The organism is uncultured Pseudacidovorax sp., from assembly GCF_913773995.1.
In the GTDB taxonomy this organism is placed as follows: domain Bacteria; phylum Pseudomonadota; class Gammaproteobacteria; order Burkholderiales; family Burkholderiaceae_C; genus Xenophilus.
Genome location: NZ_CAJYES010000123.1, coordinates 1 through 18447 on the forward strand (window position 1 = coordinate 1; position 18447 = coordinate 18447).

General features: G+C 69.7%; 15 protein-coding genes and 1 pseudogene. 7 read left to right on the forward strand and 9 right to left on the reverse strand.

What is annotated here, in order from left to right; translation table 11 throughout:
• The 3 genes and pseudogenes from QZ772_RS11445 to QZ772_RS11455 form a co-directional block, all read left to right on the forward strand.
• Positions 1-482: pseudogene (locus QZ772_RS11445) on the forward strand (competence protein ComEC); the annotation flags it as partial.
• A 75-nt stretch (positions 483-557) separates the two neighbouring features.
• Positions 558-2111: a circularly permuted type 2 ATP-grasp protein gene (locus QZ772_RS11450; RefSeq protein ID WP_295526095.1), complete on the forward strand. Its 1554-nt coding sequence runs from the start codon at positions 558-560 to the stop codon at positions 2109-2111.
• A gap of 35 nt (positions 2112-2146) precedes the next feature.
• Positions 2147-3103 carry an alpha-E domain-containing protein gene (locus tag QZ772_RS11455; protein WP_017761237.1) on the forward strand — a complete coding sequence of 319 codons (957 nt, stop codon included), beginning with the start codon at positions 2147-2149 and terminating at the stop codon, positions 3101-3103.
• 149 nt (positions 3104-3252) lie between these two features.
• Here the strand turns inward: QZ772_RS11455 and glpK are convergent, their stop codons facing one another.
• Both glpK and QZ772_RS11465 read right to left on the reverse strand, forming a co-directional pair.
• Entirely contained in the window at positions 3253-4755 is a 1503-nt protein-coding gene (glpK, locus tag QZ772_RS11460; protein ID WP_295526098.1) for a glycerol kinase GlpK, read from the reverse strand.
• A 42-nt stretch (positions 4756-4797) separates the two neighbouring features.
• On the reverse strand, positions 4798-5562 hold the full coding sequence (locus QZ772_RS11465; RefSeq protein ID WP_295526100.1) for a DeoR/GlpR family DNA-binding transcription regulator: 765 nt from the start codon (positions 5560-5562) through the stop codon (positions 4798-4800).
• A gap of 73 nt (positions 5563-5635) precedes the next feature.
• On the opposite strand from QZ772_RS11465, the gene glpD reads away from it, so the two are divergent.
• Positions 5636-7246 (forward strand): glycerol-3-phosphate dehydrogenase, encoded by a 1611-nt coding sequence (gene glpD, locus QZ772_RS11470; RefSeq protein WP_295526103.1) that lies wholly within the window; start codon positions 5636-5638, stop codon positions 7244-7246.
• 22 nt (positions 7247-7268) lie between these two features.
• On the opposite strand, the gene QZ772_RS11475 is transcribed toward glpD, so the two are convergent.
• From QZ772_RS11475 to QZ772_RS11500, 6 genes are all read right to left on the reverse strand, one after another.
• The gene (locus QZ772_RS11475) at positions 7269-8708 is read right to left on the reverse strand and encodes a GAF domain-containing sensor histidine kinase (RefSeq protein WP_295526107.1); all 1440 of its coding nucleotides are present in this window, start codon (positions 8706-8708) and stop codon (positions 7269-7271) included.
• Positions 8709-8839: 131 nt separating this feature from the next.
• Complete coding sequence (locus QZ772_RS11480) at positions 8840-9508, reverse strand: N-methyl-D-aspartate receptor NMDAR2C subunit (RefSeq protein ID WP_295526109.1); 669 nt, start codon at positions 9506-9508, stop codon at positions 8840-8842.
• 17 nt (positions 9509-9525) lie between these two features.
• Entirely contained in the window at positions 9526-10461 is a 936-nt protein-coding gene (mltB, locus tag QZ772_RS11485; RefSeq protein WP_295526125.1) for a lytic murein transglycosylase B, read from the reverse strand.
• A gap of 210 nt (positions 10462-10671) precedes the next feature.
• Positions 10672-12672 carry a DUF3488 and transglutaminase-like domain-containing protein gene (locus tag QZ772_RS11490; RefSeq protein WP_295526111.1) on the reverse strand — a complete coding sequence of 667 codons (2001 nt, stop codon included), beginning with the start codon at positions 12670-12672 and terminating at the stop codon, positions 10672-10674.
• Between the two features lie 7 nt (positions 12673-12679).
• Positions 12680-13648 (reverse strand): DUF58 domain-containing protein, encoded by a 969-nt coding sequence (locus tag QZ772_RS11495; RefSeq protein ID WP_295526112.1) that lies wholly within the window; start codon positions 13646-13648, stop codon positions 12680-12682.
• Positions 13649-13659: 11 nt separating this feature from the next.
• The gene (locus QZ772_RS11500) at positions 13660-14580 is read right to left on the reverse strand and encodes an AAA family ATPase (RefSeq protein ID WP_294370380.1); all 921 of its coding nucleotides are present in this window, start codon (positions 14578-14580) and stop codon (positions 13660-13662) included.
• A gap of 77 nt (positions 14581-14657) precedes the next feature.
• On the opposite strand from QZ772_RS11500, the gene QZ772_RS11505 reads away from it, so the two are divergent.
• Positions 14658-15617: a histone deacetylase family protein gene (locus QZ772_RS11505; RefSeq protein WP_295526114.1), complete on the forward strand. Its 960-nt coding sequence runs from the start codon at positions 14658-14660 to the stop codon at positions 15615-15617.
• Positions 15618-15681: 64 nt separating this feature from the next.
• On the opposite strand, the gene QZ772_RS11510 is transcribed toward QZ772_RS11505, so the two are convergent.
• A complete protein-coding gene (locus QZ772_RS11510; protein WP_295526117.1) occupies positions 15682-16017 on the reverse strand; it encodes a hypothetical protein in 336 nt (111 codons plus the stop codon).
• A 141-nt stretch (positions 16018-16158) separates the two neighbouring features.
• Here QZ772_RS11510 and QZ772_RS11515 point away from each other — a divergent pair, with 141 nt between their 5' ends.
• Together QZ772_RS11515 and QZ772_RS11520 are read left to right on the forward strand one after the other, a co-directional pair.
• The gene (locus QZ772_RS11515) at positions 16159-17487 is read left to right on the forward strand and encodes a mechanosensitive ion channel domain-containing protein (RefSeq protein ID WP_295526119.1); all 1329 of its coding nucleotides are present in this window, start codon (positions 16159-16161) and stop codon (positions 17485-17487) included.
• Between the two features lie 275 nt (positions 17488-17762).
• Positions 17763-18447: electron transfer flavoprotein subunit beta/FixA family protein (locus tag QZ772_RS11520; RefSeq protein ID WP_295526122.1), on the forward strand; the 685-nt coding region annotated here is incomplete at its 3' end.

Sequence of the window (18447 nt, forward strand, 5' to 3'; positions counted from 1 at the left end):
GGCGCTGGGAGGGCGTCGAATTCGAGGTGCTGCATCCCGCGCCCGAGGCCGCCCAGCCGCTGGCCCAGCGCAATGCCGATTCCTGCGTGCTGCGCATCGACAACGGCCGTGCCAGCGCCCTGCTGACCGGCGACCTCGAGCAGGCGCAGGAGCTGCAGCTCGTGCAGCAAAAGGGCGACAGCCTTCGCACCGACCTGCTGATCGTGGCCCACCACGGCAGCCGCAGCTCGTCCAGCCTGCCCTGGCTGCGTGCCGTTCGGCCACGCGTGGCCGTCGCCCAGAACGGCTGGCGCAATCCCTTCGGCCACCCGGCGCCCGAGGTGCGGGCCCGCTACCTGTCCGAGGGCGTCCCCTTCTTCGAATCCGCGCGTTGCGGGGCGGCCCATTGGCGCAGCACCGAGCCGGATGCCGTCCGCTGCGAGCGGGTGCACGCGGCCCGCTACTGGCACCACCGACCGCCGCCGCCCGAAGGTCAAGAATGAAAACTTTTGCGCACGGTGGGGCCGGGAGATGGCCTTGAACTTGCTAAGCTATGGCTCAAGGAGATTGGTCGTTCCATGCACAAGTTCGATGAAATGTATGAGCGGCTCCCCTATGAAGGGGCCGCGATCCGACAGCACTACCAGCGATACGACCAATGGCTGGCGAAGCAGCCCACCGAGGTGATGCGTTCGCGCCGTGAGGAGGCGGAGATGATCTTCCGCCGGGTCGGCATCACTTTTGCCGTGTACGGCGCCAAGGACGAGGACGGCTCGGGCACCGAGCGGCTCATCCCCTTCGACCTGCTGCCGCGGATCATTCCGGCCGACGAGTGGGCGTCGATGGAAAAGGGGCTGGTGCAGCGCGTGACGGCACTCAACCGCTTCATCCACGACATCTACCACGACCAGGAGATCGTCAAGGCCGGCATCGTGCCGGCCGAGCAGATCCAGGGCAACGCCCAGTTCCGCCCCGAGATGATGGGCGTGAACGTGCCCAACAACATCTATTCCAACATCTCCGGCATCGACATCGTCCGCGCGCCCGACAGCGCCGGCAAGGGCGAGTACTACGTGCTGGAAGACAACCTGCGCGTGCCCAGCGGCGTGAGCTACATGCTCGAGAACCGCAAGATGATGATGCGGCTCTTTCCGGAGCTGTTTGCGCAGAACCGTGTGGCGCCCGTGGCCCACTATCCTGACCTGCTGCTCGAAACGCTGCGCGCCAGCGCGCCGCCGGCCACGGCCGAGCCCACGGTGGTGGTGCTCACGCCCGGCATGTACAACAGCGCCTACTTCGAGCATGCCTTCCTCGCCCAGCAGATGGGCGTGGAACTGGTCGAGGGCCAGGATCTGTTCGTCAAGGACGACTTCGTCTACATGCGCACCACGCGCGGCCCGCGCCGGGTCGACGTGATCTACCGCCGCGTGGACGACGACTTCCTGGACCCCGAGGTGTTCCGCCCCAATTCGACGCTGGGCTGCGCCGGCCTGATGCGCGCCTACAAGGCGGGCAACGTGGTCATCTGCAACGCCGTGGGCACGGGCATCGCCGACGACAAGTCCATCTATCCCTATGTGCCCAAGATGGTGGAGTTCTACCTCGGCGAGCAGCCGATCCTGAAGAACGTGCCCACCTGGATGTGCCGCAACAAAGACGACCTGGACTACGTGCTCGCGCACATGGAAGACCTGGTGGTCAAGGAAGTGCACGGTGCCGGCGGTTACGGCATGCTGATCGGCCCGGCGTCGACCAAGGCCGAGATCGACGAGTTCCGCGAGGTGGTGCGGGCCAAGCCGGATGGCTACATCGCGCAGCCGACGCTGAGTCTGTCTTCGTCGCCGACCTTCGTCGATGCCGGCATCGCACCGCGCCACATCGACCTGCGGCCCTTCGTGCTGTCGGCCAAGGAGGTGCAGATGGTCCCGGGCGGCCTCACGCGCGTGGCGCTCAAGGAAGGCTCGCTGGTCGTCAACTCCTCGCAGGGCGGCGGCACCAAGGACACCTGGGTGCTGGAACCCGATCGCCGCTTCTCGGGCAAGAACGGCCAGAGCCAGTCGCAGACCCAGGGCGGCCAGGGGCAGTCGCAGTCCCAGAGCCAGTCGATGACCCCTTCCCCTTCCGCGGCCTGAGGCAGCACCCTTCGATTTCGAGAAAGACAAGACCCATGCTGTCCCGTACCGCCGACCACCTCTACTGGATGTCGCGCTACACCGAGCGGGCCGAGAACACGGCGCGCATGCTCGACGTCAACTACCAGACCTCCCTGCTGCCCCAGTCGGCCGAAGTGGCCCAGTTGGGCTGGCAGGGCGTGCTGTCCATCAGCGAACTGCGGCCCGCCTATTTCCAGAAGCACGACGCCATCACGCCCGAGGGCGTCATGGAATTCATGGTCAAGGACGAGAGCAATCCGTCCTCCATCGTGTCCTGCCTCAAGGCCGCGCGCGAGAACGCCCGCGCGGTGCGCGGCGCCCTCACCACCGAATCGTGGGAGACGCAGAACACCACCTGGCTGGACGTGGTCCGCATGCTGCGCCAGGGCGAGTTCGAGCGCGATCCCGGCCAGTTCTTCGAATGGGTGAAGTTCCGCTCGCACCTGTCGCGCGGCGTCACGCAAGGCACCATGCTGCAGGACGAGGCGTACCACTTCCTGCGCCTGGGCACCTTCCTGGAGCGGGCCGACAACACGGCCCGGCTGGTGGACGTGAAGTTCCACGCCATGAACAGCGAGTTCTTCGGTGGCGGCACCGAGGAGCACCAGGAATACGACTTCTACCACTGGAGCGCGATCCTGCGCAGCGTCTCGGCGTTCGAGGTCTACCGCAAGGTCTACCGCAACGTGATCAAGCCGGAGCGCGTGGCCGAGCTGCTGATCCTGCGTGCCGACATGCCGCGCTCGCTGCACGCCAGCCTGGTCGAGGTGGTCAACAACCTGAGCAAGGTGGCCAACGACCAGAGCGCCGAGACGCTGCGCCGCGCCGGCAAGCTGCTGGCCGAACTGCAGTACGGCCGGGTGGACGAGATCCTGGCCACCGGGCTGCATGCGTACCTGACGCAGTTCCTGGATCGCATCAATGAGCTGGGGATGCGGGTCAGCCAGGATTTTTTGGTGCCGACGAATTGAAAGTCGCTCCGACGCCGATGGCAGGCGGTTGACACGTTCGCCCTGAGCCCGGCGAAGGGCTTGCGTCCGGGCTTCGACAGGCTCAGCCCGAACGGTCTTGGGTCATCTGATTTGCGTCGGTCCCAGGCACGATGCCTTTAGGCGTTCGCTCAACCCGCCGTCGCCTGCCGCACGGCGTGCTCCCAACGTTGCATCGCCGCTTCGGCCTGCGTGCGGCTGAGTGTGGGCAGGAAACGGCGCTCTGCTTTCCACAGAGCTGACAGCTCTTCCGTGCCGGCGTAGACACCGCTCGACAGGCCGGCCAGGAAGGCGGCGCCCAGGGCCGTGGTTTCGACCACCGCAGGGCGGACCACCGGAATGCCCAGCAGGTCGGCCTGGAACTGCATCAGCAGGTCGTTGACGCACGCGCCGCCGTCCACGCGCAGCTCGGCGACGGGCGTGCCACCTGCGGCTTCGACGTCGCGGCTCATGGCCGCGAGCAGGGCGGCGCTCTGGTAGGCAATGCTCTCCAGCGCGGCGCGGGCGATATGGGCCACGGTCGTGCCACGCGTGAGGCCGGTGATGGTGCCGCGGGCGTCGGCGTTCCAATAGGGCGCGCCCAAGCCGGTGAAGGCGGGGACCATCATCACACCACCGGCATCGGGCACGCTCTCGGCCAGGGCCTGCACCTCGGCGCTACCCTTGATGGCCTGCAGGCCGTCGCGCAGCCACTGCACCACGGCACCGCCGACAAAGACACTGCCTTCCATCGCGTACTGGGCCGTTGTCAATTGCGCCGCGCTGGTCACCACCAGGCCATTGCTCGAAGGCTGGAAGCGCTCGCCCGTGTGCATCAGCAGGAAGCAACCGGTGCCATAGGTGTTCTTGGCCATGCCGGCGTCGAAGCAGGCCTGGCCGAAGAGGGCGGCCTGCTGGTCGCCGGCCACGCCGCCGATGGGCAGGGCGGCGCCGAGCAGCGCTGCGTCCGTCTCGCCGAACAGGCTGCTGGAGGGCTGCACCTGCGGCAGCAGCGCGGCGGGGATGTCCAGCGCGGCCAGCAGCTCGTCGTCCCAGGCGTTGCGGTGCACGTCGAACAGCAGCGTGCGCGAGGCATTGGTCACGTCCGTCGCATGCACCCGGCCGCCGGTGAGTTGCCAGATGAGCCAGCTGTCCACGGTGCCGAAGGCCAGCTCGCCCGCTTCGGCCTGGGCGCGCAGGCCGGGCACTTCGTCCAGCAGCCAGCGCAGCTTGGTGGCGGAGAAGTAGGCGTCGATCACCAGGCCGGTCTTGCGCTGGATCTCGGCTTGCATGCCCTGGGCGCGCAGTTCTGCGCACAGCGGCTCGGCGCGGCGGTCCTGCCAGACGATGGCGTGGTGCACGGGCTGGCCGGTGCGGCGGTTCCACAGCACGGTCGTCTCGCGCTGGTTGGTGATGCCGATCGCGCGCACGTCGCTGGCCTTCAGGCCGGCCCTGGCGAGCGCGTCGCGGGCGGTGGCCAACTGGCCGCGCCAGATCTCCATCGGGTCGTGCTCCACCCAGCCGGGCTGCGGGTAGATCTGCGGCAGCTCGCGCTGGGCCATGGCCACGATGCGGCCCTCGCGGTCGAACACGATGCTGCGGGAGCTGGAGGTGCCCTGGTCCAGGGCGAGCAGGTAGTCGGTGGGGGATGCCATGGGTGTTGTCTCCGTGGGTAGGGGGTGGCGCTGGCCCGCCGTTCAGGCGATCTCGCAGCGCACCTGCGCCTGGGCCAGCAGCGCCGGGAAGGGGGCCGGCGGCTCGGCGTCGGTGAACAGCCGGTCGATGGCCGCAAGCGGCGCCACCTGCACCATCGCCGGCCGGTTGAACTTGCTGGCATCGGCGGCCAGCCAGACTTCCCGGCCCTGGCCGATGATGGCCTGGGCCACCTTCACCTCGCGCAGGTCGTAGTCGCGCACCGTGCCATCCTGCTCGATGCCCGAGCAGCCGACAAGGGCGATGTCCACCTTGAACTGGCGGATGAAATCCATCGTCGCCTCGCCCACGACGGCGCGGTCGCGGGCGCGCACCGTGCCGCCGGCCACGATGACCTCGCAGGCCTCGTTGCCGGCCAGGATATGGGCCACATGCAGGTTGTTGGTGATGACGCGCAGCCCGCGGTGCTGCAGCAATGCGCGCGCGATGGCCTCGGCCGTGGTGCCCACGTTGAGGATCAGCGAGCAGTCGTTGGGCAACTGCGCCGCCACCGCCCGCGCAATGCGCGCCTTGGCCTCCGCATTCAGCATCTGCCGCTGCGGATGGGCGATGTTCTCGATGGTGGAGACCGGCACCCGCACGCCGCCGTGGAAGCGCGCCAGCAGGCCGGCGTCCGCCAGCCGCTGCACGTCGCGCCGCACCGTCTGCAGCGTCACGCCGAGCTCTTCCGCCAACTGCTCGACGGTGGCGCTGCCGCGGGTGCGGACGGTGTCCAGCAGCTGGACTTGGCGAGGATTGGAATGATTCACGCGCGTCGATTCGAAAACAAACGAAATGATAAGGGCAAAGATATCGGGCAAAATCGCGCAGAAAGGAATCGAAATGAACGAATCCGAAAGCATTCGCGCCGCCAGCTTCGAGCTCGACCCCATCCAGTGCGACGTGCTGGTCGTGGGCGGCGGCATCAACGGCTGCGGCATTGCTCGCGACCTGGCCGGCCGCGGCTTCAAGGTGGTGCTGTGCGAGCAGGACGACCTGGCCGCGCACACGTCCTCGGCCTCCACCAAGCTGATCCATGGCGGCCTGCGCTACCTGGAGTACTACGAGTTCTCGCTGGTGCGCAAGGCGCTGGCCGAGCGCGAGGTGCTGCTCAAGAGCGCGCCGCACATCATGTGGCCGCTGCGCTTCGTGATGCCGCACGACCCGGCCATGCGGCCGGCCTGGATGATCCGTGCCGGCCTCTTCCTCTACGACCATCTGGCCAAGCGGGAAGTGCTGCCGGGTTCGCGCAGCGTCGACCTGCGCCGCCACCCGGCCGGTGCGCCGCTCAAGTCGCGCTACAAGCGCGGCTTCGTCTATTCCGACGGTTGGGTGGACGACGCCCGGCTGGTGGTGCTCAATGCGCTCGACGCGCGGGCGCGCGGCGCGCAGATCCTCACCGGCACGCGCTGCGTGGCCGCCCGCCGCAGCGCCGAGGGCTGGACCTGCACGCTGGAGACGGCCGACCATGCCGCCCGCGCCGTGCAGGCCAAGGCGCTCGTCAACGCCGCCGGCCCCTGGGCCGAGGCCTTCCTGCGCGGCGCGGCCACGCCCGCAGGCGGCGAGTCGCTGGCCAAGCGCAGCCTGCGCCTGGTGCAGGGCAGCCACATCGTCGTTCCGCGGATGTTCGAGCACGACCATGCCTACATCTTCCAGAACCCCGACCAGCGAATCATCTTTGCGATTCCCTACCAGCAGGACTTCACGCTGATCGGCACCACCGACCTGGAGCTGGAAGGCCACGACCCGCGGGCCGGCCGCATCACCCCGGGCGAGATCGACTACCTGTGCGAACAGGCCAGCCGCTACTTCGAGCGTGCCGTGACGCCGGCCGACGTGGTGTGGACCTATTCCGGCGTTCGACCGCTGCTGGACGATGCCTCGGGCGATCCGTCCGCCGTCACGCGCGACTACCTGCTGGAGCGCCATACCGAAGCCGCGCCGCTGCTGTCCGTCTGGGGCGGCAAGATCACCACCTTCCGCAAGCTCGCCGAGGATGCGGCCGATGCCGTCGGCGAGATGCTGAACGACCGGCGTCCCGCCTGGACCGAGGCCGCCCCGCTGGCCGGCGGCGACCTGGCGAGTTGGCTGCCAGCGGAGAGTCGCCGGCTGCCGCCCGACGCGCTGTTCGAGCGCTTCGTGCAGGAAGTCCAGCGGCGCCATCCCTGGCTGGATGCGGCGCTGGCCCGGCGCTGGTCGCGTGCCTACGGCACCCGCATCGCCGACGTGCTCGGCGATGCAGCGGCCATGGCGGACCTGGGGGAAGCCGTGGCGCCGGGCGTCTTCGAGTGCGAGCTGCGCTACCTGGCCGAAGAGGAATGGGCCCGCACGGGCGACGATGTGCTTTGGCGCCGTTCCAAGCTCGGCCTGCATCTGGATCCGTCGCAGCGCGAGGCGGTGGACGCGTGGATGCGCCGGTTCGCTGTCCCACCCAGCCTGCGCGCGGCCCGCTGAACCCGCGCTCGCGGGCCAGCGCTCAGCCGACGGTGGAGGACTGCGCCGGCGTGCCCCAGGAGGCGCCGGACTGGGAGACGGGACGGCGGTCGGGCCAGCGGATCAGCACCTCGGTGCCGCGGTCGACCTCGCTGTGCACCTGCAACTCGCCACCCCCTTCGACGGCGAACTGCCGGGCGATGGCCAGGCCCAGGCCCGTGCTGTGCGCGCGGCCCTTGCCGTTGCTGTAGCCGCGGTCGGTGCAGCGGGCGACCTCTTCCGGCGTCATGCCCACGCCCTCGTCGCGCACCGCCATCCAGACCCAGCCGGGCTGCGCGTCGCGCCCGCTGGCCAACGTCACCGTGCCACCCGGCCGGCTGAACTTCATGGCGTTGTTGAGCAGATTGCCCGCCACACGCAGCAGCTCGCCACGGCCGACGGCCACGTGGCCGCCGCTGTGCAGCTGGGTCTGCAAGCGCAGCCCGTCGCGGGCCGCAATGGGCTGGACCATGCGGGCGACGTCCACCAGAACGGCGTCGAGCGCCAGCGGACCAGTGGCCGGCTCTTCGGCGGCAGGCGCCGGGTCTTGCGATTCGCGCCCGATCAGGCCGGCCTTGGCGGGCGGCGCGGGCTCGGCGGGAAGCGGGGCCGCGTCGGTGCCGCTGGCGCGCGCCAGCCGGCGCCCGTTGAGGGCGCCCACCAGTTCGCGCAGCATGTCGGTGGCGTGCCCCAGTCCGGCCAGTGCGTCGGCCTCGCCGGGATGGCGCTTTCGCAGCATGGCCAGGCTCAGCTGGAGCGATAGCATGGGCGTGGCCAGGTCGTGCAGCACATTGGCGACCAGGGTCTCGCGTTCGAGCACCAGTTCGGCCTGGCGCTGCATGTCCTCCCGGGCCACCTGCAGCGCGGCGCGCAGGGCCAGCTCGCGCTCGATGGACTGGGCCATGGCTTCGAGCAGATCGATTTCCTGTTCGCCCCAGCGGCGCGGCACCTGGTCGATGACGCACAGGCTGCCGACCACCTGCCCCTGATGCCTCACTGGCACGCCCAGATAGGCCGCCACGCCCAGCGTGCGCACCGTCGGTACGTCGCACCAAGGCGACTGGGCACGCGTGTCGTCGATGACCAGCGTGCGGCCCAGCGCATGGGTGTAGTGGCAGAAGGTGCGTCCCTCCATGGTGCGGGTGTCGGCCAGCGGAGCCCCAGCGCCTTCGATCGCCTTGTAGTGGTCCACTTCGGGCCCGACGGCGCCAAAGAAGGAAACCGGTGAATGCGTGAGCCTTCGCACCAGCGACACCGCGTGGCCGACGGCTTCGTCCACGTCGCGATCGAGCAGCCCCAGTGCGGTCGTCAGCGCCACGCGGGCCGGTTCGCGGACGGCGAGGTCGATCTCGATTTCCGGCGGACAGAGTGTGGCGGCCGAAGCGCCGGTGATGCGCTGGGGCCCCGCGCCGGGCGTCGGGAAGGAAAGGGCGTCAGCGCTCATGAATGGAACGGGTGGGAGGGGCGGAGGCGGCAAGTGTCGCGCCGTTGTAGGACATTGGTGGGGGTGACCGACGGCGGACGGACGACGAACACCAAAGTTCGAGTGGGACAACAGGCCGAACTGACCTGCCGTCAAGGCCGCCGCGTCGGCGCGCGCTCTATGCCGGTCACGGCGGCAGCCAGGTTGCGCCGAGCCTGCGTCTCCCGTGCGGCATGGATGCCCGCCGTGAGGTAGAGCGGCGCGCGGGCGAGGAAGCCCGCCATCAGTTGCCGGCGCCGCGGCTCGAACACCTCGGGCGGAACGTGGGCGTATTCGGCGCGGATCTGCCGCTCGTACTCGGCATAGCGGTCGGGCGGCGCCCCGAGGATGGCCAGGTCCACGTCGAGCAGCAGCCGGGTGTCCGGGTCCTCGGGCGTCTGCGCGCCGGGCTGGGCGTGACGGGTTGCCATCACCAGGGCATGCACGCGCGCAGCCGCTTCGGTAGGCGCGCCGGAAGCGACCAGAGCGTCCCGCGCCCAATCGGCGCTACGGGCTTCGTTGTCGTTCGCCCGCACGTCGTACACCGCGTCGTGGAACCACAGGCCCAGCGCGACCTCGGCGGGCCGTTCGCTCAGGGCGCGATGGGCGCCCAGTAGGACGAGGCATTCGTCCAGGTGCTGGAGGCTGTGGTAGTGGCGCTGCGGCTCGTCATACGCCTCGCACAGCCGCTCCAGCAGCCCCGCCGGCGCCTGCGCGCCCACGTCGGTCCAGGCCTGGCGCCAACTGGCGGTGTGGCGGGCGAGGAAGGTGGCGCGGTCCATGCGAGTCGATCCGATGCTCACTGCGTCATCGCGGCGCGGACGGCGGCGCCCAGTTCCAGCACCGCCATGGCGTAGTAGCTGCTCCAGTTGTAGCGCGTGATGACGTAGAAGTTCTGCGTCCCTGCCACATAGCTGGCCGGTGCGCCAGGACCGTTCTGGAGTTCGACGAGGGCCAGCAGCCCCCGGTGGCGCAGCCCGTCCGCATCCAGCTGCGCGCCGCCGGCGACGAAGGCATCGGCGCTGAAGCTGGGCACGATGTCGGGCGCCAGCAGTACCGGCAACTGGGCATGCGAGGGATCGACGCGCACGCCGTAGGTCGCCGGCAGCCCGGGTTGCCAGCCGAAGGCCTTGAAGTAGTTGGCCACCGAGCCGATCACGTCCTGCGGATCGTTCACCAGGTCGATGCGGCCGTCGCCGTCGTAATCGACGGCGTACTTGACGATGCTGCTGGGCATGAACTGCGGCATGCCCATGGCGCCGGCGTAGCTGCCGACCGGCGCGGTGGGATCGGCATGCGTGCGGCCCTGCTGCGTGAGGAAGTTTTCGAGTTCCTCGCGGAAGAAGGCCTGGCGCTGGGCCGCGCGCGGATGGGCCTGCGGAAAGTCGAAGGCCAGGGTGGCCAGCGCATCCAGCACGCGGAAGCTGCCCATCTGTCGGCCGTAGATGGTCTCGACGCCCACGATGCCCACGATGATCTCGGCCGGCACCCCGTAATCCCGCTCGGCCCGTGCCAGGGTGGCGGCGTTGTCGCGCCAGAAGCGAACGCCGGCGCCGATGCGCACCGGCTCGACGAAGCGGCTGCGATAGGCGGCCCAGTTCTTCGCGCCGCTGCCCGCGGGCGCGGGCAGCATCAGCCGTGGCACGTGGGGCAGCAGGCGGGCATGGCCGAGGGTGGCGCGGACCCACGCGGCGTCCCGGTTCTGGCGGGCAGCGATCTCGTCGGCGAAGGCCATGGCGTCGGCGCGGCCGGCGTAGGCCTCGCCGACGGCGCTGCTGCGCTTGACGGCCTGCTTCGTCGATGGCTTGGCGGATCGGCGGGCGTCGTCGCGCTTAGGGGCGGCGTCGGCGTCATGGGCAGGCAGGGCCAGCGATGCGCACAGCGCGAGCGGCAGGAACAGGGTGGAGCGCATCGGCGCGATTGTGCCGAAGGGTGAAGGCCAGGTTCACACTGGCCAGCGCAGCCGGCGGAAGTCCCGGCGCAGCGCAGCCAGGCCTTCGGTCTGACAGCGTGCGTAGCGCTGGGCTTCCAGCCGCAGCAGCCACTCGCGCGCGGGCGTGGCTTCCTCGCCATGCCGCGTGGTCAGCAGCTCCGCCAGGCGCCGGGGCGGGCTGCCGGTCGGCGCGGCCACGCCGGCACGGGCCGCGCGTGCCCGCGCCCGCGCCAGCAGCCGAAGCCAGGGGTCGGTCCGACGCCGTTCGCGCCATGCCCAGGCAGCGCCGGCCAGACTGGCCACCACCATCGCCATCAGAAGCACCCGCGCCAGATCGGCCGGACTGGGGCTGTCCATGCCGAGGGCCTTGAGCAGGTCCAGCTGGCGGGTCTGTGTGTAGTTCAGCACCCGCTGGTTCCAGGCGTTGTTGACGGCTTCCCACAGCGCGCGGGCATGCTGCATCAGCGTGGGGCTCATCGCGCCGATGGCCCCGGCGAAAAAGCCGGGCGGGGGCACCAGGCGCTGGAATTGGCCGACGCGGCCGGGCGAGACGGCGGCCGTCGGGTCGACGCGCCACCAGCCCTTGCCCTCTTCCCACACCTCGGCCCAGGCATGGGCGTCGCTGTTGCGCAGCGTCCAGTAGCCATCCACCGGGTTGATTTCGCCGCCCTGGAAGCCGGTGACGATGCGCGCGGGCACACCAGCGGCCCGCATCAGAATCACGAAGGACGAGGCGATGTGCTCGCAGAAGCCGGCCTTGCGGTCGAACCAGAACTCGTCGGCCGTCTGGGCGCCGTAGAGGCCGGGCTCCAGCGTGTAGACGTAGCCGCCGGTGCGCAAGCGCTGCAGCGCGGCGTCGACCAGCGCGGCTGTACTGCCGCCGGTCTGCGCCTGCAACTGGCGGGCGAGCTCGGCGGTGCGCGGGTTGCTGCCGGGGGGCAGTTGCAGGTCGAAGGCACGCAGGCCGGCGCGGTGCACCGGGCCGCTTTCGAAATCCAGGTAGCTCTGCGCGCGGTAGCGCAGCAGGTCGCCGATGGGGCGGTTGGTGGTCCATTGCAGGTCGCCGCCCTGCAGGGCGCGCAGGCCGTCGGGCAGGGCGGGTGCCTCCCGCGGGGCGTCGAGGGCGAGCAGCCAGGGCCGGTTGCTGGGTTCGAGTGTGATCTCGTAGCCGACCGGCTCACCGCGGGTGCGCAACTGGGGCAGGCCACGCTCCCAGAGCTGGGACTGGGTCCACTCGACGCCATCGAAGCGCGACAGCACCGGTCCCCGAAAGTACAGCGTCGTGCGTGGGGGCGGGGCGTCGCCGTCGAAGCGCACGCGCGCGGCGATGCCGTCGTCCAGCGCCAGTTGCGCGATGGTGCCCACGCGCATGGTCGAAGACAGGCCGCTGCGCCCCGTCATGCCTTCGTTCGGCGTCCCCCACAGCGGCGCGAGACGCGGAAAGAACAGGAACAGCGCCAGCATCACCGGCGCACCGGCCAGGGTCATGAAGGCTGCGATGCGCGCCGACTGCGCCAGTGGCGGCCGGCCCACCGGCATGTGGGCGTTGACCAGCGCGGTGAGCAGCCCCATCAGCGCCACCAGCATCAGCACGGCCGTCAGCAGCGACTGCGACTGGAAGAAGCTGGTGAGCATCACGAAGAAGCTCAGGAAGAAGACGACGAAGGCATCGCGCCGGGCGCGCAACTCCAGCGTCTTGAGCGCCAGCAGCACCACCACCAGCGTGACGCCCGCCTCCCGGCCGATCAGCGTGCCGTGGCTGAGCCATGTGGCGGCCAGCGCCAGCACCAGCATGCCCACGCGCGACCGGCGTCCCGGCAGCGGCGCCGATCGCCAGGCGAGCAGGCCTCGCCACAACAGAACGACGCCGGCCATGGCGCCGGTCCACAGCGGCAGTGTGGGCAGCTGCGGCAGCAGCACCACGGCGATGACGGCCAGCAGGAAGAGGGTGTCGCGCGCGTCGCGCGGCACGCCGGCAGCGCGGGCGCGAAGGCGCGGGGACAGGGCGGTCATGGCGGCATCACGGGGCAAGCGCCAACGCTTCCAGGCAGGCGCGGCGGTGCGCCTCGCCACGCGACGGGCCGAAACTGCGCCCGCCGATGCGCAAACCGTAGTCCAGCTCGAGCCGGTCGGCCTGCAGCACCCAGGCCGTCAGTCGGGAGAGGCGGGCCTCGGCATCGGGCAGACCGGTGCTGGCGGCGTCCAGCCAGAGCGAATGGCGCGAGGACTGCTGGCTGTCGCGGCTGACCAGTTCTTCGGTGCCGGCGGCCTGGGCGCGGGCCACGCGCTTCCACACGAGTTGGCGCAGCGGGTCGCCGCGCTGGTAGACGCGCACCCCTTCGAAGCCGCTGCCGCCGGCCTGGCGCCGGGCCGGGCTGGCGTTGTCCGCATCGGCGGGGCCGGTGGGCAGCGGCGGAGCGCCGACTTCGGCCGCGGGCCAGACCAGCAACTGCGCTGCCGGGCGCCAGACGGTCCAGACACGGAAGGCGCCCATCGGAAAGCGCGTCTCGGCGGTGAGCATGGGCACGGCATGCAGGCCGCGGCGTGGCGGCAGGAAGCCGATGTCCACTGGGGTCTCCCCTTGCGCAGGCACATCGGTCCACGACCAGTGTCCGCTGCCGCGCACGGCCAGGCCGATGCCGAAGCGGGTGCGCCGGCCAGGGTTGTGCAGCACCACGCGCAGCACGGCCGCCGTGCCCGCATGGCCGGGAGCAGGCGGCAGCAGGTGCATCCGCAATCCGCGCAGGGTGCCGTGGCCCACATGCATGCCTGCCGCCGCGCAGCCGGCGATCAGGAAGGTCAGCAGGTAGCCCAGGTTGAGCTGGTAGTTGATCGAGGCCACCAGCAGCACCAGCAGCGTGGCGGCCAGCAGCAACCCGGCGCGGGTCGGCAGGATGTAGACCTGCCGCTGTGTGAGCGTGACCTGGTCGCTGGGCGCCCGGCGCGCCAGCAGCCAGGTCTCCATGCGCTGGCGCAGGGCAAGGGCCATGAGCGCGCGTGTCAGGGTAGCGCCACGGCGGCCATCATGGCGCGCACCTGCTCGACGGCGCCGCGGCCGGCATCGCCCACCGGGTTGAGGCGATGGGCGATGGTCTGCGGCAGCACGGCCTGGATGTCGTCGGGCGCCGCATAGTCGCGCCCGGCCAGCAGCGCCTGCGCCTTCGCGGCCCGCAGCACGCCGATGCCTGCGCGCGGCGACAGACCCTGCAAGAACCATCGGCCGGAGCGCGTGGCCTCGATCAGGTCCTGCAGGTAGGCCAGCAGTGCCGGGGCGGCATGCACCTGCAGCACGCGCTGCTGGATCGCCCGCAACTCGCCCGCGGTCAAAAGCGCGGGCAGCGTGCCCAGCATCTGGCGGCGGTCGGCGCCCGAGAGCAGTTCCAGCTCGGCCGCCCGGTCCGGGTAGCCGAGCGAGATGCGCATCAGGAAGCGGTCCAGCTGCGACTCGGGCAGCGCGAAGGTGCCGAGCTGGTCCAGCGGGTTCTGCGTCGCGATGACGAAGAAGGGCTCGGGCAGGGGGCGGGTCTGGCCTTCGATGGTGACCTGCTTTTCTTCCATGGCCTCGAGCAGCGCGCTCTGAGTCTTGGGGCTGGCACGGTTGATCTCGTCGGCCAGCAGCACCTGGGTGAACACCGGGCCAGGATGGAAGACGAAGCCCTGCTGGCCGCGGTCGTAGATGGACACGCCCGACAGGTCGCCCGGCATCAGGTCGGCGGTGAACTGAACGCGCGAGAACTGCAGCCCGAAGGTGTGGGCCAGCGCATGGGCCAGCGTGGTCTTGCCGACGCCGGGCACGTCCTCGATCAGCAGGTGCCCGCCGGCCAGCAGGCAGGCCACGCCGTCGCGCACCTGCGCGGCCTTGCCGACGATCACCGTGTTAAGCTGGTTCAGCAAGGCGGCGAGCTTGGCGGCCACGTCCATTTTGGTATCCATCCGCAGAAGATAGCGCATGCTCCCTGGCCGGCCGCCGCCTGGGGCCATGCAAGAGAAGACGAGACATGGGCAACACCGGCTACTACACGCACCGCGATTTCTGGAAGCACGAAATGGGGCGCGGCCACCCGGAATGCCCTGAGCGTCTGGACGCGATCGAGGACCGGCTGCTCGTCACCGGCGTGGCCGACGCGCTGGAGCGCCACGACGACGACATTCCCCTGGCCACGCTGGCCCAGATCACCCGGGCCCACAGCGCGGAGCACATGGAGCGGCTCGAAGCCCTGGCCCAGCGCCTGGTGGCCGACGCACCCGCCGGCGGCCCGGACCATGCCCCCGTCGACCCCGACACCTCCCTCTGTCGCGGCACGCTGCTGGCGGCACGCCGCGCGGCCGGTGCCGCCATCGCGGCCACCGACGCAGTGATGGGCGGGCAGCTGCAGAACGCCTTCTGCGCCGTGCGACCGCCGGGCCACCATGCCTGCCGCGAGCAGGCCATGGGCTTCTGCTTTCTGAACAACGTAGCCATCGCCGCCCGGCATGCGCTGGACGAGCACGGCATCTCGCGCGTGGCGGTGGTGGACTTCGACGTGCACCACGGCAACGGCACCGAGGACATCCTGGCTGGCGACCCGCGGGTGCTGATGGTGGGCATCTTCCAGCACCCCTTCTACCCGTTCAGCGGCACCGACCATCCGGCCGACAACATGGTCAACCTGCCCATCCCGGCCTACACCCGCGGCATGGACGTGCGCGAGATGATCGAGGCCGTGTGGATGCCCCGGCTGGAGGCCTTCCGGCCCGAGCTGCTCATCGTCAGCGCCGGCTTCGACGCCCATCGCGAGGACGAGCTGGGCCAACTGGGCCTCAACGAGAACGACTACATCTGGATCACTAGCCGCATCCGCGAGGTGGCCGACCGGCATGCCAAGGGCCGCATCGTCTCTATGCTGGAAGGCGGCTACAACCTCGATGCGCTGGCGCGCAGCGTCGAGGCGCATGTGCGGGTGCTGGCCGACCTCTGACGGGTGCGCATGGCGTCGGCTCGGCCCGGTGTGCCGCGCGGGGTAGAGGGGCCGGCCGCCGAGTTCAGGCCTGCCACACGCCATAGCCAGCTTCGCGCAGGCCGATGGCCAGTTCCACTTCCATCTCGACGGCGGCGCGGTAGGGCATGGGGTTGTAGGCCTCGTACAACTCGGGCATGAGCCGCACCCCGTACTTCAGCACGAAGCGGTTGGCCTGCACGCCGGCCATGTGGCGGTCGAAGCGCAGGTCAGGGTCCAGGCCCGTCATGCCGACGTAGACGCAGGGCTTGAGGATGTCGTGATCGGGGTTCGCGCGGCGAAACGCGGGCTCGTTCCAGACGCGTTCGGACAGCCGCACGACGTACACGTGGTGATGGTCTCGTGAGCGGCGGCGCGGCATGGGCCGACGATTTTGCGATGGCGCCGCGCCCGGACGCGGGGGCGGAGCGGCACCCTTCGACCGTGCAGGCGGTGTCGCTTGTTACCCTCGCCCGTTCCGCAACTTCCGTGATCTTTCCCTTGAGAGGAAAGCCGCCAGCGCATGCTCGACTGGAATGGATTCGTACAGCGCCTCTCCGAGGTCCATGCCCGCACACTGTGGATCGAGATCGCCGCGCTGGTGCTGTGCCTGCTTCTGGCCTGGGGCGTGACGCGCTGGTTCGGTCGCGACCAGCCGGGCGATTCGCTGTGGTTCGGCGAGAAGAGCTTCGACGGACTGCTCTTTCCGCTGCTGGCGCTGGCCTTCACGGACGTGGCGCGACGGTTGCTGCTGACGGTGCAGCCCACGCTGCTGCTGCGGGTGGCGGTGTCGATCTTCCTGGCGCTGCTGGCCATCCGGCTCTTCGCGCGGGTGTTGCGGCGGGTGTTCCCGGCTTCTGCGCTGGTGCGGCTGGTGGAGCGCACCATCTCGTGGGTGGCCTGGGCGGCTGCCATCCTCTGGATCGTGGGGCTGCTTCCGCCGGTGCTGGACGAACTGGAAGCGATCAACCTGGGGTTCGGCAAGTCGCGGGTCAGCCTGCGCACGGTGTTCGAAGGCGTGCTGTCGTGCGGCGTGGTGCTGATGATCACGCTGTGGATCTCGTCCACCATCGAGAAACGGCTGCTGACGCCGGCGGTGAGCGACCTGTCGATGCGCAAGGTGGCATCGAATGCGGTGCGTGCTGGGCTGCTGCTGGTCGGGCTGCTGTTTGCACTGTCCGCAGTGGGCGTGGACCTGACGGCGCTTTCGGTGCTGGGTGGCGCGCTGGGCGTGGGCCTGGGCTTCGGCCTGCAGAAGCTCGCGGCCAACTATGTGAGTGGTTTCGTGATCCTGCTGGAGCGCTCCATCCGCATCGGCGACAGCGTCAAGGTCGACAGCTTCGAAGGCCGCATCACGGACATCAAGACCCGCTACACGCTGATCCGCGCCGGCAACGGTCGGCAGGCCATCGTGCCCAACGAGTCGATCATCACCGGCCGCGTGGAGAACCTCACGCTGGCCGACCTCAAGACCAACCTCAACACCGTCATCGCCGTGGGCTACGACAGCGATCCCGCACAGGTGCAGGCCATCCTGTGCGAAGCCGCGGCCGCGCAGGACCGGGTGCTGGCCGATCCCAAGCCCGTAGCCTTTCTCACCAACTTCGCCGCCGACGGACTGGAGTTCACGCTCAATTACTGGATCAGCGATCCCGACAAGGGCAAGGACAACGTGCGCTCCGCAGTCAACATTGCGGTGCTGGACGGACTGCGCAAGGCGGGCATCGACATTCCGTTTCCGCAGCGGGTGGTGCGGGTGGCGTCGCTGCCGCCAGGCGCGGGCCCGCAGACGCCTTTGGATGGCGAGGGTCTGCCAAGGGCGGACGCAAGTGGCGCCGCCCAAGGCGCATGAACGGGGACATTCGGCGCTCAGCGGGTGCGACGACGTTGGGGGGGAGCGGCGTGTCCGGCACCGGCCTTGTCCCTCGATTCGTGTCGCCAATGCTGCAGCGCACGAGGAATCCGTCACTATAATCTTCAAAAAAGCACGATCGTTCTTTTTATGGCGCCGACGCTGGCCGCCCGCGTCGTCCCGGCGGGCAAAGCACGCCCGCCGGAGGGGTCGCCCTAGAATGTTTTGCTGAGTTGCGCAGCAACACGCCTTTTGCAATCAACGGAGTCAAGCCAATGAAAATCCTGGTCCCCGTCAAGCGGGTCGTCGACTACAACGTGAAAGTGCGCGTCAAGAGCGACGGCAGCGGGGTGGACATCGCCAACGTCAAGATGAGCATGAACCCCTTCGACGAAATCGCCGTGGAAGAGGCGGTGCGTCTGAAGGAAAAGGGCGTGGCCACCGAAGTCATCGCCGTCAGCTGCGGCGAGGCCAAGTGCCAGGAGACGCTGCGCACCGCCATGGCCATCGGCGCCGACCGCGGCATCCTGGTCGAGACCACCGAAGAACTGCAGCCCCTGGCCGTCGCCAAGCTGCTCAAGGCTCTGGTCGACAAGGAACAGCCCGGCCTCATCATCCTGGGCAAGCAGGCCATCGACGACGATGCCAACCAGACCGGCCAGATGCTCGCCGCCCTGGCCGATCTGCCGCAAGCCACGTTTGCCAGCAAGGTCGAGGTCGAAGGCGACAAGGTCAAGGTCACGCGCGAAGTCGACGGCGGCCTGGAAACCATCAGCCTGAGCCTGCCGGCCGTGGTCACCACCGACCTGCGCCTGAATGAGCCGCGGTATGTGACGCTGCCCAACATCATGAAGGCCAAGAAGAAGCCGCTGGACACCGTCAAGCCCGAGGACCTGGGCGTGGATGCCAAGCCGCGCCTGAAGACCCTCAAGGTCAGCGAGCCGCCCAAGCGCGGCGCCG